Source organism: Acinetobacter lwoffii, assembly GCF_024129435.1.
Classification (GTDB): Bacteria; Pseudomonadota; Gammaproteobacteria; order Pseudomonadales; family Moraxellaceae; genus Acinetobacter; species Acinetobacter lwoffii_F.
This window is the reverse complement of record NZ_JAMXXN010000007.1, coordinates 87,602-104,183: the sequence shown is the minus strand read 5'-3', so window position 1 is coordinate 104,183 and position 16,582 is coordinate 87,602. Positions and strand designations below refer to the sequence as shown.

At 45.6% G+C, this 16,582-nt stretch carries 13 protein-coding genes; 6 read left to right on the top strand and 7 right to left on the bottom strand.

Translation table 11 applies throughout. The features are described 5' to 3' along the window. Positions 1-40: 40 nt before the first annotated feature. On the top strand, positions 41-1,048 hold the full coding sequence (locus tag NI455_RS06765) for an AraC family transcriptional regulator (protein ID WP_005107962.1): 1,008 nt from the start codon (positions 41-43) through the stop codon (positions 1,046-1,048). 91 nt (positions 1,049-1,139) lie between these two features. Here NI455_RS06765 and truA read toward each other — a convergent pair whose 3' ends face one another. The 5 genes from truA to asd form a co-directional block, all read right to left on the bottom strand. After that, on the bottom strand, positions 1,140-1,937 hold the full coding sequence (truA, locus tag NI455_RS06760) for a tRNA pseudouridine(38-40) synthase TruA (protein WP_253113200.1): 798 nt from the start codon (positions 1,935-1,937) through the stop codon (positions 1,140-1,142). A gap of 15 nt (positions 1,938-1,952) precedes the next feature. Beyond that, the gene (locus tag NI455_RS06755) at positions 1,953-2,921 is read right to left on the bottom strand and encodes an asparaginase domain-containing protein (protein WP_253113199.1); all 969 of its coding nucleotides are present in this window, start codon (positions 2,919-2,921) and stop codon (positions 1,953-1,955) included. A gap of 47 nt (positions 2,922-2,968) precedes the next feature. Then, positions 2,969-4,255 carry a T4P machinery localization factor FimV gene (gene fimV / locus NI455_RS06750; protein ID WP_253113198.1) on the bottom strand — a complete coding sequence of 429 codons (1,287 nt, stop codon included), beginning with the start codon at positions 4,253-4,255 and terminating at the stop codon, positions 2,969-2,971. A gap of 66 nt (positions 4,256-4,321) precedes the next feature. Then, a complete protein-coding gene (locus tag NI455_RS06745) occupies positions 4,322-5,908 on the bottom strand; it encodes a FimV/HubP-related protein (RefSeq protein ID WP_004729474.1) in 1,587 nt (528 codons plus the stop codon). A 120-nt stretch (positions 5,909-6,028) separates the two neighbouring features. Beyond that, the gene (asd, locus tag NI455_RS06740) at positions 6,029-7,147 is read right to left on the bottom strand and encodes an aspartate-semialdehyde dehydrogenase (RefSeq protein ID WP_004647391.1); all 1,119 of its coding nucleotides are present in this window, start codon (positions 7,145-7,147) and stop codon (positions 6,029-6,031) included. 188 nt (positions 7,148-7,335) lie between these two features. Here asd and NI455_RS06735 point away from each other — a divergent pair, with 188 nt between their 5' ends. Continuing rightward, on the top strand, positions 7,336-8,466 hold the full coding sequence (locus tag NI455_RS06735; RefSeq protein WP_253113197.1) for an endonuclease/exonuclease/phosphatase family protein: 1,131 nt from the start codon (positions 7,336-7,338) through the stop codon (positions 8,464-8,466). A 323-nt stretch (positions 8,467-8,789) separates the two neighbouring features. On the opposite strand, the gene NI455_RS06730 is transcribed toward NI455_RS06735, so the two are convergent. Both NI455_RS06730 and NI455_RS06725 read right to left on the bottom strand, forming a co-directional pair. After that, on the bottom strand, positions 8,790-9,725 hold the full coding sequence (locus tag NI455_RS06730) for an LpxL/LpxP family acyltransferase (protein WP_005261737.1): 936 nt from the start codon (positions 9,723-9,725) through the stop codon (positions 8,790-8,792). Positions 9,726-9,832: 107 nt separating this feature from the next. Next, the gene (locus NI455_RS06725; protein WP_153566610.1) at positions 9,833-11,737 is read right to left on the bottom strand and encodes an ATP-binding cassette domain-containing protein; all 1,905 of its coding nucleotides are present in this window, start codon (positions 11,735-11,737) and stop codon (positions 9,833-9,835) included. A gap of 33 nt (positions 11,738-11,770) precedes the next feature. Between NI455_RS06725 and NI455_RS06720 the strand changes: the two genes are divergently transcribed. From NI455_RS06720 to topA, 4 genes are all read left to right on the top strand, one after another. Further along, the gene (locus tag NI455_RS06720; RefSeq protein WP_004278477.1) at positions 11,771-12,016 is read left to right on the top strand and encodes a SlyX family protein; all 246 of its coding nucleotides are present in this window, start codon (positions 11,771-11,773) and stop codon (positions 12,014-12,016) included. 367 nt (positions 12,017-12,383) lie between these two features. Further along, positions 12,384-13,388 carry a hypothetical protein gene (locus NI455_RS06715; RefSeq protein WP_253113195.1) on the top strand — a complete coding sequence of 335 codons (1,005 nt, stop codon included), beginning with the start codon at positions 12,384-12,386 and terminating at the stop codon, positions 13,386-13,388. A 70-nt stretch (positions 13,389-13,458) separates the two neighbouring features. Beyond that, positions 13,459-13,908 carry a hypothetical protein gene (locus NI455_RS06710; RefSeq protein ID WP_004278475.1) on the top strand — a complete coding sequence of 150 codons (450 nt, stop codon included), beginning with the start codon at positions 13,459-13,461 and terminating at the stop codon, positions 13,906-13,908. 30 nt (positions 13,909-13,938) lie between these two features. Then, complete coding sequence (topA, locus tag NI455_RS06705; RefSeq protein WP_191112016.1) at positions 13,939-16,581, top strand: type I DNA topoisomerase; 2,643 nt, start codon at positions 13,939-13,941, stop codon at positions 16,579-16,581. Position 16,582: the final 1 nt, after the last annotated feature.

Sequence of the window (16,582 nt, the reverse complement as noted above, 5' to 3'; positions counted from 1 at the left end):
TTTTAAGTATAAATGAAGTACATACAAGGAAGGCTTTTGAGTGAGTCAGCTAACGGATGCATCAGTCGTATTGCGTTTAGGCTATCAGGCGATTCGTCGTGCGGGGTTGCCAACAGAAGAACTTTTGACCAAAGCAGGAGTGGCTTTAAATCAGGTGGAAGCCAATGACCGTACCCCGCTGAGTGCCCAATATGCCTTTTGGGTGGCGGCAGAGGAAGTCAGCAAGGACCCGGACATTGGATTGCATCTGGGTGAGCACCTGCCACTTTATCGTGGTCAGGTCATTGAACACCTGTTTGTTTCATCTGAAAATTTTGGTGAGGGACTGAAACGTGCTTTGGCTTATCAGCGACTGATCAGCGATGCCTTTGCTGCCAAATTAGTGATTGAAGATGATCGCTGCTATTTAACCAATGGTGAACAGCCTTTTGCTGAGAGTCTGGTCAATCGTCATTTTACTGAATGTGCTATGTCAGGTGTACTGCGTTTCTTTAAATTTATTACCGAAGGGCGTTTTGAGCCGATTTATATCGATTTTAATTTTTATAAAGGGGCACCTGATGATGAATACTTCCGGGTTTATGAGTGTCCGGTCAGTCTAGGTCAGAAAGAAACTCGTTTGTATTTCGATCCGACTATCCTGGAATATCCGCTGTGGCAGGCTGAACCTGAGCTGTTGCAGCTGCATGAGCAACTGGCCATTGAAAAGCTACAGGAACTGGCAAGATATGATCTGGTCGGTGAAGTACGTCGTGCAATCGGCTCTACTTTGGAGAGTGGCGAAACCACGCTAGAAACTGTAGCAGCCCAGCTGAACATCACGCCACGCCGTTTGAGAACGCAACTGAGTGAGGCACATACCAGCTTTCAGCAGATTCTCTCGGATTATCGCTGTCGTCTGGCCAAGCGTTTGCTGGCGAGTACCAATGAGAGCGTCGAGCGGATTGTCTATCTGACCGGTTTTTCCGAGCCAAGTACCTTCTATCGTGCCTTTAAACGCTGGACCAATGAAACGCCAGTGGAATATCGGAAGCGGAAGCAGCGTTAAAAATCCCTCCTAACCTCTCTTTAAAAAAGGGAGGAATTCCCCTCCTTTTAGGAGGGGTTAGGGGAGGTAAATATTCTAAAAAATTTAAAAACTATTCCGGCATATTCAGCCAATGTGGCCCTAAAGGTAATTCAGGTAAGTCAAACTGTGCCGGATAGTCGGCATGAATAAAATATAAACCATCTGCAGGTGCGGTCACGCCAGCAGCTTTACGGTCTTCGGCAGCGAAGATAGTATCAATATGATCGGCAGCATACATGCCTTGACCAATTTCTAGTAAACAGCCCATGATGTTGCGCACCATATGGTGCAGGAAGCCATCGGCTTGAATATCCAATACCAGATATTGACCATGCTGAATCAGGTGGCAATGGCTGACATGGCGAACGGGCTGGTTGGACTGACAGGCTGCGGCGCGGAAGCTTTCAAAGTTATGCGTGCCTTCAAACTTTTTCGCGGCGTATATCATCTGTTCAACATCAAGCGGTGCATAGACATGGGTGACCTGTTTATGCAGCAATGCCGGGCGTACAGGGTGGTTGTAGACCACATAGCGATAGCGGCGCGCCTGTGCCTTAAAACGGGCATGGAAGCTGTGATCCATTTCTTTGATCCACTGGATCGAGATGTCTTTAGGGAGTTGGCTATTGCAGCCCATCAGCCAGCCACGTTCAGAACGCACGGCATCAGTATCAAAATGTGCCACCATGTTGGTCGCATGTACCCCGGCATCCGTGCGGCCGGCACCATGCAAGAGGATCGGTTGATCGGCAACTTTGCTCAGAACCTTCTCAATGGTTTCCTGTACGCTTGCAACTCCCGGCTGTTGAGTCTGCCATCCCCGATAATGCATCCCACAAAACTCAATTCCCACCGCAAAACGTTGCATAATGACCTCAAAACCTTATTGATCGTACCAATGACGATGCCATTGCTCTACAGTGTCGTATTGTAAATACATTTTTAGGGCTTTTGCATACAGATCCGCATGTCCATAACTTTCATTCAGCAAAATTTTGCAATGATTGACCCATTCGGCAATAGCATAGCGCTGATCCGTCGCACCAAAAGGCACTTGGGTGGTCAAGACGGAAATACAGCTCTGCTCATAGAGTTGATCAATGAGTGCAATCATGGCGTCATTGACCGCCAGGTTGCCAGTGCCAAAACCTTGCAGAAATAAAAAATGTGGTGGTCGAGCCAATAGGTTGTTCAGGTTATTCAGCTGCTGGGTCAGATCAACTGGCTGCATCATGATGCTCATGCAGTTGAATTCAGTCGCTTTCGTAATATCTTCAGCTTTGATCTGATAACACGCTTGACTGGTTTGGATTGCGATATTGGCTTCAAGACCTGAAAAGGCATTTAACTCGGTAGTATGCTGTTTTAGAGCAGTTTGCGCATGTAGCAGCTGATGATGGAATGCCAGATAGACCCCAGCGTTAGATTTGCTGACTGAATCTAGTGCAAATTTCAGGTTATCCAGGGCATCGCTAAATTCACGCTGTTCATTGCCTTGAGCATTCAGCAACGGATATTGGCTACCGGTCAGCACCACATGCGCCGAGTTCCCGATAAAATGTGCTAGTACCGCACTGGCATAACTCAGCGTATCTGTACCGTGAATGATCACAAAATGCTGGATCTGCCGCGATTGCAATTGCTGAATAAACTGTACCAGTTGCAACCAGTCGGTTGCTGTGCAGGCACTACTGTCCTTAATCGCGGGTGCATGGTGACATTCGACGAAATATTGCTCTGCAAGTATCTGTTCGAGCTTTGGAATAAATAAATCAGCAGGCATCGGTGCAAGAGGATCTCCCACACAGCCGAATGTGCCGCCCATATAAATTAATGCAATATTTTTTATCATAAAAAAAGCAGCCAATTATTGACTGCTTTAGTGTAAATCGAAATGCATCAAGATGCGATTTGATTCAGTAATTGCTCTGCGCGTTGCTGTTGCTCAGGAGTATATTCGGCTTCTCGTTCTGCAATAATTTCACGCGCAGCAGCAGAGGCACCGAGCTGAATATATTGCTGGGCAAGATCAAGGTTGAGACTTGCTTCATTAACATCCAGTAATTCCGGGAAAGATTGCACCAGAGGATCATGTTGATTGATCGCTGTCTGAGCTGGCGTAGTAGGTGCTTCTGGCGTGGTTTCCAAATGATCTAATTTGAAATCCATTCCGGATAGATTGGTTTGTACAACCGGCTCTGCCACAGGTGCTGCAGCTGTTAAACTGGACAGATCAAACTCAGTCGCTGGCACAGCCGTTTTTTCAGCTGCTGGTACAGGTGTGTCAAGTGAGAATGAAAAATCTAGAGGCTTGATTTCCTCACTCACAGTTGGCGCTGTTTCTACTGGAGCAGGCTGTTCCAAATCCAGTTTAAAGTCTAAGACAGGTGCCGTTTCTGTTACTGCTGTAGTTTGAATATCTGTAGATGTATCCTTAAATTCAAAATCTACAGAAGGAGCAGCAGGTACAGGAGCCTCTTCAGCTTTTGGTGTTTCTACTTGGGTAGTCTTTGGTTCAAAATTAAATTCAAGTGGCTGAATATCTGCTACAGGTTCTGCAACAGGGGCCAGCTTGCTTGATTGAAAGTCCTGCTGCAATTGTTCAAATGCCAGTTCATTTGAAGGAGTCGGTGCAACCAGATCGGCAAAAGCATCCGAAGTTGAAGCAGCTTCTTGCGCAGAAGAAGTTTTAGGCTGGGCACTTGGAAAATCAATGGTATCTTGTACAGCAGATGAAGATTTTTCAAATTCACGCTGTTTCGCTTCAGCTTGTGCCAGAATCTCATCTAAATGCAAAGAACGGATATGGTTAAGCAGCTGTGAAATCGCAAACTCATCTTTTTGTAAGATATGAATATCCAATAACAACAGATAGAGTTCATGCTGGGAATTATCCCGATTCAGTGCCTGGTTAATCTGTGCTTCGGCCGCAAAAAAATTACGTTCCTGAATCAGGCCTTCAATTTTCTTGCGTGTTTCTGCTGATAATGGCGTTGCTGATTTTTTTGTGACCCCGACTGGCTCCACTACTTTGGTTCTTTGTGGAGCAGCTTTTGAAGCAGAGCCAGGTTTTTTCGCTTTTACCGTTTTAGTTTTTGCTTTATCTGATTCTTGAGCATCTTGTCGTTTTTTAAAGACAATTAATACGATGATCAATATCACTAATGGAATCACATAAATCAGCATGTTTTACCCCTTGGGGATAGAGTAGTTTAAGTTCGCCTATCCCAATAAATCGTCATGTGTAACTTTTTAATTAATTGGCTTCTTATCTGCTTGTTGGGCTTTGAGCTGTTGTTGTAGCTGGGCCAGACGCGCATTTAATAACTGAATTCTGTGATCTTTCTGATTGAGTGCCAATTCTAATTCAGTTACGTTTCTCTGTAATTTAACGGTTTTTTCTCGGGCTGTCATAACTTTTAATGACAATTCCTTTGATGTTTGATTGCGTTCTGTGTTCTGGTTTGCAGAAACTTGCCCGGAATCGCGCTGGTTCTCAGCCACTAGGCTCATTTCTGCCTGATTCAGGCGGTATTTAGTCTTGCCAGTAGGCTTAGACGGTAGCTCGGTTTGCTTTGCCGCAGTGACTTTAATAGGCGCAGGTGTAGGATGAGTCGTATTTAAGTTCAATGCAGCACCTTTACGTAGACGATTGGCATTTCCTCCAATAAAAGCATGCTCATTGTCTTTTTTAATTTGTTGCATGACTTCATTGACCGGGCGCTGCTGCTGTTGAGCAATTCGTGAGGCAATTCCCCACAGTGACTCATTGGATTGAACTACATAAGTAGGTTGAGTCTGATTCGGAGTTGCTTTGACTGGTGAAGCTTTTGTAGTAACTGGAGCTGGAGTTTTCACCGGATTAGCTGATCCAGTTGATTTTCTGGCTTGTTCCTCAGCAAATTTTTTCACCAATGGATCACTGGAAGCAGTTTGATGATCAGAATGGGACTCTACAGCTTTCTGCATATTTGCTTTATTTGGTGCTGATGCACTTTGATTTGCTGGTATCGTACTGGTTGGTTTGTTTGTAGTCGAGGCTGCTGCAGGAGCCGGCGATGCAAGAGTTGCTTGTGAGGTCTTTACTGAATCTGAAAGCGCCGCTGCAGTTTTAACTGGGGCTTGAATATCGGGTGCAGTTACAGCCTCGCTTTTAAGCACAGGCGCAATCGCTTGCGCCTGAATCGCTGGACTTGATGTCATTACAGCTGGTGCAAATGCAGTTTTAGGAATGGAAATATTCGATAATACAGGTGGTGCTGTGCGTTGCAATGCCAATGGCTTTTCTAAAACCGGTGGCTTATTTGAGGCAGCGGAAGCTGCTGTACTGTAATGGCTACTTACGGGTAAGTTGAGTGCAATATCTTTTTCACTGACGACGACAACTGGTGCAAGCGGGCGTTCATTCTGTTTGAGACTAGCTTTTAATAAATCAGTTTTAGCTTGTAAGGGCGTACGGATATGTTGCAGCCGTGCAGCATTGCCTTCCTTGATTTTGACAATAATATTCAGCTCGCGCTCTGTCATGGGGCGAGAAGAAGTAATAGTAATAACCCCGGTGCCATTATTGCTGCGCCGAGTAAAAAAGTTCAGATGACCAGGTGGCTGATGCGATGCACCTATCGAGAGTAAATCTTCAGGTGAAGCCAGACTGACTTCAATCGGCAAATTGATATCAGACTGCCGAAAAGTCATTTCTGCGTAGAGTAATTCCCCAGGGGCAGACTGAATCTGAACCGGATCTACATTAATCGCGTAAATATTTTGTGAAGCGACAATGGCTAAAATGGCAAGCTTTAATTTGTTATATACAGTCATCTTAATCGTGAGCTCAGTCATTATCGCATAGCGAAAATTATAGATTAACGGGATGTTTGTTTTTTGTAAAATACTTACGCAATAGTTACATAAAAAAGCCGATCAATAAAGATCGGCTTTGGGCTTTATATCCAAAGGATATTAGGCATTTTTATAATCAATCAGAATACGCAGCATACGGCGTAACGGCTCGGCAGCGCCCCAAAGCAACTGGTCACCTACAGTGAATGCACCCAGATATTCTTTACCCATGTTCAGCTTGCGCAGGCGGCCGACTGGAACGCTTAAAGTACCTGTTACAGCAACAGGCGTCAGATCAGTCATCGATGCTTCACGAGTATTTGGAACCACTTTAGACCAGTCATTGGCACGTGCAATGATGTCTTCGATTTCATCCAAAGGTACATCTTTTTTCAATTTCAGGGTTAATGCCTGAGAGTGACAACGCATGGCACCAATACGCACGCAGTGACCATCAATTGGCACGATCTGCTGGTTGCCCAGAATCTTGTTGGTTTCAACCTGACCTTTCCATTCTTCTTTCGACTGGCCGCTTTCCAGTTGCTTGTCGATATAAGGAATGAGTGAACCAGCCAAAGGAACGCCAAAGTTTGCAGACGGGAAGCCTTCACCACGTTGTAATTCAGCAATTCTAGAGTCGATATCTAGAATTGGAGAACGTGGATCATCTAGCAACTCTTTGGTATTGTTATATAAATAACCCATACCATTGATCAGTTCACGCATGTTTTGCGCGCCCGCACCAGAAGCGGCTTGATACGTCATTGACGTTGCCCATTCCACCAGATTGTTCTGGAACAGACCGCCCAAGCCCATCAGCATCAAGGAAACCGTACAGTTACCACCGACAAAAGTCTTGGTGCCTTTGACTAGACCATCTTTGATCACGTGCATGTTCACCGGATCAAGTACGATGATGGCTTCATCATCCATACGTAAAGTCGATGCTGCATCAATCCAGTAACCGTTCCAGCCTTCAGCTTTCAATTTCGGGAAAACTTCAGAGGTATAGTCGCCACCTTGACAGGTAATAATGACATCCATTTGCTTCAGACTGTTAATGTCTGATGCATCCATAAGTGCTGGGGCGGTCTTACCGCCAAATGCCGGCGCTTCACCGCCTGCATTACTGGTAGAGAAATAGAATGGCTCAAAATGAGCAAAATCATTCTCTTCAACCATACGTTGCATAAGGACGGAACCAACCATCCCGCGCCAACCGACCAGACCTACTTTCATGTCACTTTGCCTCGGTGCGTTAAAAAATCAAAAGGGATTCGAGTGTACCAAAAAGGGACTCAACTGCAAGAGCTACACAATCAAAACATCAATATTCTTGAGAGAAATATCTGCTTTATGATACATACAAAATTGATAACGTCATTTTTCTTTTAGAAAAAATAATAACTTAATTAAGAGCGCAGTTTATGATATGGGTTATCCAAATTCTGGCAATCATTGTCATTTGGTTAAGTTTTTGGTCACTGATACCACGCGATGAATGGTGGATTCGGGGTGCGGATTTTCCACGCTTACAAATTCTGGTATTAGGCTTTATCGCCTTTGTGCTGTTCTTGGTTCTGGAGCATCCCTGGACCTGGTTGAATCAGCTGCTTTTTGTCGGGCTGATGGCAGCTTTGGCCTATCAGTTGAAAATGGTATTGCCCTATACCTTTATCTGGAAAAAACAGGTCAAGCAGGTCAAGCAGGATCAGCTGGATCCGCAACGTCAAATTTCCCTGGTCGTTTCCAATGTACTTACTACCAATACCAAATATCATTTACTGATCGAGCAGATCCAGATTCATCAGCCAGATCTGGTTTTGACTCTGGAAACCGATCAAAACTGGCAAAATGCACTCTCGGTGATTGAAGCCGATTATCCTTATCGCGTGCCTGTGCCTTTGGATAACCTGTATGGCATGCATCTATATAGCAAGCTCGAACTGAGAGAAACCGAGGTTAAATTTATTCTGAGTGATGAAATTCCCTCCATTCATACCACGGTGATCTTACGCTCAGGACAACCGGTACAGCTTTACTGTCTGCATCCTAAACCACCTAGCCCGACCGAGGCCAAGGATTCTACCTTGCGTGATGCTGAACTGCTAATTGTCGGTGATCAGATTAAAGATCTGGATGAAAGCTGTATCGTGATGGGCGATCTGAATGACGTGGCCTGGTCACGTACCACACGCCTGTTTCAACGCATTAGTGGACTGCTGGATCCGCGGGTAGGGCGTCATTATGTGAATACTTTTCACGCAGATTATCCTTTTTTTCGCTGGTCGCTGGATCACGTCTTTCACAGTACCGATTTTGCCTTGGTACACATGGAGCGTTTACCGCATGTAGGTTCTGACCATTTTCCGGTCTTTCTGGTTTTGCAAACCGGTCGGGTATTCGAGCATATTCAGGAAGAATTAGAACAAACTGATGAAGATGAGCAGGAAGCACAAAAAGCCATTGAAGAGGGCATTCAGAAAGCAGAGAAAGAGAAAAAAATAGTCACTGATGAAGTTGCTCTGGCTTATAAAGAAGGGGGCAAAATCTCTTAGCTTTTTAGAAGAAAAGTGTACGATATTGCTTACAACAGTTTACGCTTCTTGCGAATGGGCAGGGGTTGGGAATCTGGGTATTCTAGGTTTATCAGCACAGGGAGTCGAGAAAGGATATTCTCATAAGGAAGACGAAGCTGAATGAAAACATCATGGATATGATGCTGAAAGGGAAATCACAAAAAAGCAGAACGAATTATAATATGTGAAAGCACAACCTCATTAACCCGAGTTTTACAGGATGTAGAGCTCGGGTTAAATTATTTCAATTACTTAAACATGATTTTAAGCTATAGCCCTTCAAATTCCGTGATCAAATCGATTTAGTAAATTGATTTATAACCTTCAGGGCGAGTCTTAAAACGGCGGTGGAACCACATATATTGGGTCGGTGCGATGCGCAACTGCTGCTCAATCACCCGGTTCACGCGAGTGGCATCTTCAACTTCATTCTCACTAGGGAAGTTTTCCAGTGCCGGTTCAATGAGCACATGGTAGCGCGGATTGTTAATATCGCCATGACGGTAGAAATATAAAGGAATTGCAGCCGCTTTGGTCATTTTCAGTAAACGGCGATGTGCGGTTACAGTCGCCGCAGGCACGCCAAAAAAAGGTGCCATCACGCCTTGTTTTAAACCATAATCCTGATCCGGACTGTACCAGATCGCATGGCCATTTTTCAGGTTACGTACCAGACCGCGCATATCATCATGGTCAATCTGATTGGCATAAATTGTGGCGCGACAACGGTAAATCAGCATGTCCAAAAGTGGATTATTCTGCGGACGATAGACCACATCCGGTTCAAAATATTGTGCGCAAAGATAACCACCCGCATCGAGCAAAGTTGAATGCGTGCCTAATAACAGCATGCCTTGGCCTGCGGCTTGTGCCTTCTGAATATGTTCCAAGCCTTCAATACTGACGCGGCCCTGAAACCATTTCGGACTGTACCAGGCATTCAGCGTCTCAAACACCCCCAGCATTTGATCGATAAATACCTGACGGGCATTGTCCTGTACCTGCTTTTCAGACCATTCGGGAAAGCAGACTTCCAGATTACGCAGCGTGGTTTCACGGCGTGATTTCAAGTATTTAAAAGAAAGGTGGCCCAGCAGGGACGCCAGACGATGCTGAATGGCCCAAGGTAAGATCGCCAGAATCATCAGGAAAATAATGCCTAGCCATTTGCCCCAATATTGAGGTAACAGGAATGACCATTGAAATTCACCGGGTTGATATGCAGGCTGAGTACTCATAAAACAATTTAGGGCCAAAAGATTAAATGCAGTCTAACAGAGAAGATTATTGAAATAAAAAAGCATCTGTACGAATACAGATGCTTTAGTAAAAGCTCGGGGAATATTTAGCCGTTACTTAGGTTGTCCAGTTCTTCCCAACGCTCTAATTTTTCCAGTAACAGCTCATCAATTTCGGATAAGCGTTTAGACAGTTTCAGTGCTTTATCGGAATCAGTCACAAATAAAGAGCCATCAGCCAGTTGTGCATTGATCTCGACCTGCTCTTTTTCTAGCGCTTCCATCTCAGCTGGAAGTTGCTCGAGTGCACGTTGGTCTTTATAACTGAGTTTAACTTTTTTGGCAGCGGCCGGCGCAGTCTCGGCTTCTGCTTTGGCCATGGCTTTTTTCACGGCACTTTTTTGGTCAACCACGGTTTGATCCGGACGTTGTTCAAGATAATCCTGATAACCGCCAACATATTCGTCAATATTGCCCTTACCATCAAAGACCCAAGTGGATGTTACCACGTTGTCCATAAAGGCACGGTCATGCGAGATCAACAGTAGGGTGCCTTTGTAGCCACCCAGCATTTCTTCCAGTAACTCTAAAGTCACCATATCCAGGTCGTTGGTTGGCTCATCCATCACAATCAGGTTCGATGGTTTCAGCAACAGTTTCGCTAGCAGAATACGATTGCGTTCACCACCAGACAAAGCTTTGACTGGGGTACGTGCACGCTCCGGTGAGAACAGGAAGTCTTGCAGATAGCTATAGATATGACGACGGTTGCCATTCACATCGACATGGTCAGAACCTTCTGATACGTTATCTTTGACTGATTTTTCCAGATCCAGTGCATTACGGAGCTGGTCAAAATAGGCCACTTCTAACTGCGTGCCGGTCTTTACCGTACCGCCATGTTCTAGCTCACCCAGAATGGCTTTAATCAGCGTAGTTTTACCGACACCGTTATCACCGACCAGACCGATACGGTCGCCGCGTAATACCAGTGCAGAGAAATTATTGATGATCGGTGCATTGTCACCGAATTTCACACTCAGGTTCTCGATTTCAAACACCAGTTTGCCGGAACGGTTGGCATCCTGAGTCGCCATCGTCACTTTACCTTGTTGCGAACGACGTGCTCTAGATTCTTCACGCAATGCTTTCAGGGCACGGACACGGCCTTCGTTGCGGGTACGACGGGCTTTAATCCCTTGACGGATCCAGACTTCTTCTTCAGCCAGCTTTTTATCGAAGAGCGCATTTTGCTTTTCTTCAGCTTCCATTTGCTGGGCTTTCAGGTCTAGATAACGTGAATAGTTACCTTCATAACTACGCAGTTGACCACGATCCAGCTCAACAATACGGGTGGCAATGCTGTCGACAAAGGCACGGTCATGCGAAATGAACAGCAGGGTCAAATTGTTTTGATCGAGCAGGAATTTTTCCAGCCATTCGATACTTTCAACATCTAAATGGTTCGTCGGTTCGTCGAGTAACAGCACATCAGGTTGGGTAAGTAAAGCACGTGCCAGCAAGACACGACGTTTACGACCACCAGACAAATCGGCAAGATCTGCATCCGGGTCCAGACCCATTTTGCTTAAAATCGAATTGACCTTGGTTTCCAGCGCCCAGCCATCCAGCTGATCCATTTTGTGTTGCAGGTTGCCCATACGATCACAGGCGTCCATGTCACCTAGTACACAAGCTTCACTGGCAGCATGATAAGCACGCAGAACTTCTGACGCTTCACCAGCGCCATCTGCCACGATATCAGCCACTTTACCTGAATCCATCGGTACATCTTGCGCCAGCATGGAAATAGTAATGCCGTTTTGTAATGAAACTTCGCCGTTGTCAGGCAGTAAACTTCCTTCAATCAGCTTAAGTAAGGTAGACTTACCCTCACCATTACGGCCAATCAAACACACTCGTTCGCCGCGTTCCAAGTTAAAATTCGCGCCGTCGAGCAGGGCGGGTCCACCAAACGCAAGTTGGACATCCCTAAGGGTAATATAGGCCATAATGTTTCCTGAAATCCCCAATGAGGACTTTAAATGACTAAACAACAAAATCTAAATGATCAGGCGTCATTTTCCGCACCCATTGAAGATTTGCAAGTGCGAATTGCATTTTTAGACGATTTAGTTGAACAGTTGAATGATCAGGTGGCCAAACAGACCCTGGAAATTGCTGATCTGAAAAAGCAAATGACGCTGTTATATCAACGTGTTGAGTCTTCAGATCTGTCTGAAGGCATTGCAGAATTTGATCCGGTTGCAGATCGCCCACCGCATTATTAATTTGCAACCAATGATTTAATCAACAACAACCCTTAGCTGATCTAAGGGTTTTTTATTGAAAAATAAAAATGAGCCAATCGATAAGATGTTAAAAAGAGAAATATTATTTTTTTGAATTGGCTTTTAAATTGCATTAAATCCGCATATAAAAGTAATAAAGCGCAGCGCGATCATCAAGTTTAAAAGAGTTTTTCTGCTGAAAACAAACATTCGCGCTCGTAAACAGATTTCTTTCAGGCATTTCATAAAATGCAGTTTGGCCCTCTGCCGAAACAGGCCTGCACCCATTCAGTCGTAAAATTATTTGACCTTTCACTCACTTCCTACTCTAATACCGGCTCTCAGGTACATTCCGGAATTGCGTCCCATGCACCCAAAAGTTGTTCTACTCGACCTCGAAAATAATTTCCCCACAGCCAAGTTAATGCGTGAGATTGTGGCGCATTATTCGACTTTATATCTGTTTAGCTGTGCCGGAAAATTTGAATTCTCCTTAGAGGACTTAACCGAGCTTGCCGGCTGGATTAGCAGTGGTCAGGTGGTGGTGCTGGACACGCCTGAATCGCCACAAAAAGAATATGAGTATGCAGTCATTGTCGGTCAGCTTATGGCGCTACTGGAGCCAGAAACCGAGGTTGAATTGATCTCGGCGATGGACAGCTGCGAAATGTTGCAACAGATGCTGCAAACTTCTGATATTACGTGTCACCTGATTCAGATTCAGCCTGATGAGACAAACACTCCAACAGATCAACCTAAAAATCATCTTCCGAGTCTGGACGCCATCAAGAACAAACCTGCCTTGCAACTGGTGAAAAAATACTGTGATGCGTTAGGCAAAATGAGTGGCAAACCGAATACGGTGGAAACCCTAAAAAACTCAGTGGCGAATATTCTGCAAGTGATGCCGGTAAAAGCTCAGCATGTGGTCGGCATGTTGATTAACCTGAAAATCGTCAAGCGCTATGATGAGCAAATCAGCTTCCGCAAAAAAGTCCTGAAACAATGGCTGCAACTCAATCTGGATGAGCAAAACCCGGTTGAAAATCCGAAACTGGATCAGGTCATTTCCCAACTGAAGGCAGATGAAGCTCCAGTTGAATCTGAAATACTCAAGTCACCAATCCAGTCGGCACAGCAAGACCTGTTCAAGAACTTTGGCCGGATCGATCCGGTACAACTGGAAGTGGCGCGTAAACTGCGTGAATTGCAGGGCGATAAACCCAAAGACATTTATGAGCTGCGTGATTTACTGGAACAGTTATTTCCAAAATCGGACATTCGCTTGCTGCTGAAAGAGCTGATCGAGAAAGGTTATATTTACTGGAATGGTCACGAAATTTTATATAGTCATGAAATGTTCCTGAATTAATTTTATCGTGCAAACTTGCGTTTTATATTGTGCTTATGCAACTCTAATAATAGAACATAAAGGTTGAACTATGGAAAACACTGGAATCTGGGTGACGGTGGTCATCATCATTTTCGTCATAGGGTCGATTTTCGGGTTACGTGTAAGTCCCCGAGAAAAAGCCTTGGGGCTGATGCGTGATAAAGCCCGTAAAATGGGTTTGCATCCACGTCTGGTGGTGGCACCGGACTGGACCAAAATCCCGAAGGCGACTGAAAGTCGTGCCAGTATGGTCGCATACTACAGTGTGCTGATGCCAGATGCACGTTTGCCCTTGATGCGCGCCCGTGTTGTCGATAATAAACTCGAAATCGTGCAGGGTGATGAGAAATTTAAAGATTTTCCCATTGCATTAAAAGGCATTTATGCTATTGATATGCAGGCCAACTGTGTCGGCGTGTATTGGGATGAAGAAGCTGATTTAAGAGCGACCCAACTCGACGACATCAAAGCGCTGTTACACGCTTTGGCTGAACTTTAATTTAGAAATAAACAGGATTAACGGTTAATTATGGCGAACGCTCCTCGGTCCACATCAAAAAGCAGCACAGCGAAGTCTCCCGACGCTGGAAGCAAGCGTGCCCTAGTGATTGTGGAGTCGCCTGCAAAAGCGAAAACAATCAATAAGTACCTTGGTCCGAACTACATCGTAAAATCATCAGTGGGTCATGTGCGTGACTTGCCGACAGGCGGTTCTGCAAAATCGACAGAGAAAAAACCGGCGACACGTACCAAACTGACGGATGCAGAAAAAGCTGAAAAATCACAGAATGCGTTGATTAACCGCATGGGTGTCGATCCGGAACATGACTGGAAAGCCAAATACGAAGTCCTTCCTGGCAAAGAACATGTGGTTGCCGAACTGAAAAAACTGGCATCGCAAGTCGATGAAGTCTATCTGGCAACGGATATGGACAGGGAAGGGGAAGCGATTGCCTGGCATTTAAAAGAAGTCATCGGTGGTGATGATTCGCGTTATCAGCGTGTGGTCTTCAACGAAATTACCAAAAACGCGATTCAGGATGCCTTTAAGCATCCGTCACGTCTGGATACCAATAAAGTCAATGCACAGCAGGCACGCCGTTTCCTGGATCGTGTCGTGGGCTTTATGATTTCGCCATTGCTTTGGGAAAAGATTGCCCGTGGTCTGTCGGCCGGTCGTGTACAGTCGGTTGCAGTGAAGCTGGTGGTCGAGCGTGAACGTGAAATTCGTGCCTTCATTCCTGAAGAATACTGGCAGGTGTTTGCCGATACCAAATCGAAAAAAGATGATATTCGTCTCGAAGCGGTCAAGCAAAATGGCAAGACGCTCAAGCTGCGCAACAAAGCCGAAACTGATGCCTTATTAAACCTGATCAAAGATGCGGATTATACGGTTTCTGCACGTGAAGATAAGCCAACCAAGGTTAATCCAAGTGCGCCGTATATCACGTCAACGCTACAACAGGCAGCCAGTACCCGTCTCGGTTTTTCTGTGAAGAAAACCATGATGCTGGCGCAGCGTCTGTATGAAGCCGGCTTCATTACCTATATGCGTACCGACTCGACCTTCTTGAGTGATGATGCGGTGAATATGGTGCGTGGTCATATCGAATCCGAGTTTGGCGAGAAGTATTTGCCTGCCAAGCCGAACCGTTATGGCAATAAAGCCGGTGCGCAAGAAGCGCATGAGGCGATTCGTCCATCTATGGTTGGCTTAAAAGGCGACAGTCTGGTGGGTGTTGAGCGTGATGCACAGCGTCTGTATGACCTGATCTGGCGCCAGTTTGTTGCTTGTCAGATGACTCCGGCAGAATATCTGTCTTCTACCATTTTGGTGGATGCCAATGGCGTAGAACTGAAAGCCAAAGGCCGTACCTTGGTCTTTGATGGCTTTACCCGCGTGCGTGGTGCCAATAAAGCCGATGACGATATTTTATTGCCTGCGGTCAAAGTCGGTGAAGTGCTTAAACTTGAGAAACTTGATCCATCTCAACATTTCACCAAGCCACCGGCACGTTTTACTGAAGCCTCACTGGTGAAAGAACTCGAGAAAAAAGGCATTGGCCGTCCATCGACCTATGCTGCGATTATCTCGACCATTCAGGATCGTGGTTATGTGAAACTGGATAACCGTCGTCTCTATGCCGAGAAGATGGGCGAAATCGTCACCGATCGTCTGGATGAAAATTTTAGTAATCTGATGAACTATGCCTTTACCGCAGATCTTGAAGGTCAGCTGGATAAAGTAGCAGATGGTGAGCGTAACTGGAAAGAGTTATTAGACAGCTTCTATGGCGATTTTAAGCAACGTTTGACTACGGCGCAGGGTGAGAACGGTATGCGCCGCAATCAGCCTGTAGAAGTGGATGCAGTACACTGTAAAGAATGTGACCGTCCAATGCAGATTCGTACCGGAACCACAGGCGTATTCTTGGGTTGTTCAGGCTATAACCTACCGCCGAAAGAGCGTTGTAAGGGAACCTTGAACCTGACACCAGTGGAGTCTCTGGCTGCATTATCTGATGATGAGGCTGCGGAAACTGCTGACCTGATGTCGAAGAAGCGTTGTCCGATCTGTGAAACTGCCATGGACAGCTATGTCATTGATGGCGGTCGTAAACTGCATATCTGTGGGAATAACCCGGACTGTAGTGGTTTTGAACTTGAAGAAGGCGAGTTCAAAATTAAAGGCTATGATGGCCCAAGCATTCCATGCGACAAGTGTGATGGCGAAATGCAGCTGAAGACAGGCCGTTTTGGTCCTTACTTTGCCTGTACCAGCTGTGACAATACCCGTAAAGTCTTAAAGAGCGGTCAGCCTGCGCCTCCACGTGTAGATCCGATCAAGATGGAGCATTTACGTTCTTCTAAACATGACGATTTCTTCGTACTGCGTGATGGTGCTGCCGGTTTATTTCTGGCGGCGAGCAAGTTCCCGAAAGTGCGTGAAACCCGTGCACCGAAAGTGGCCGAGATTCGTTCTGTTGCTGATCAGCTTGATCCAAAGTATCAGTTTATCTTGCAGGCACCCGATGTAGACCCGGAAGGGAATCCGACTCTGGTAAAATTTAGCCGTAAGAACCAGTCACAATATATTGGTTCGGAAACTGCAGAAGGCAAGCAAACCAAATGGTCTCTGGTTTACCAGGACGGAAAATGGGTTGAAGCCTAAA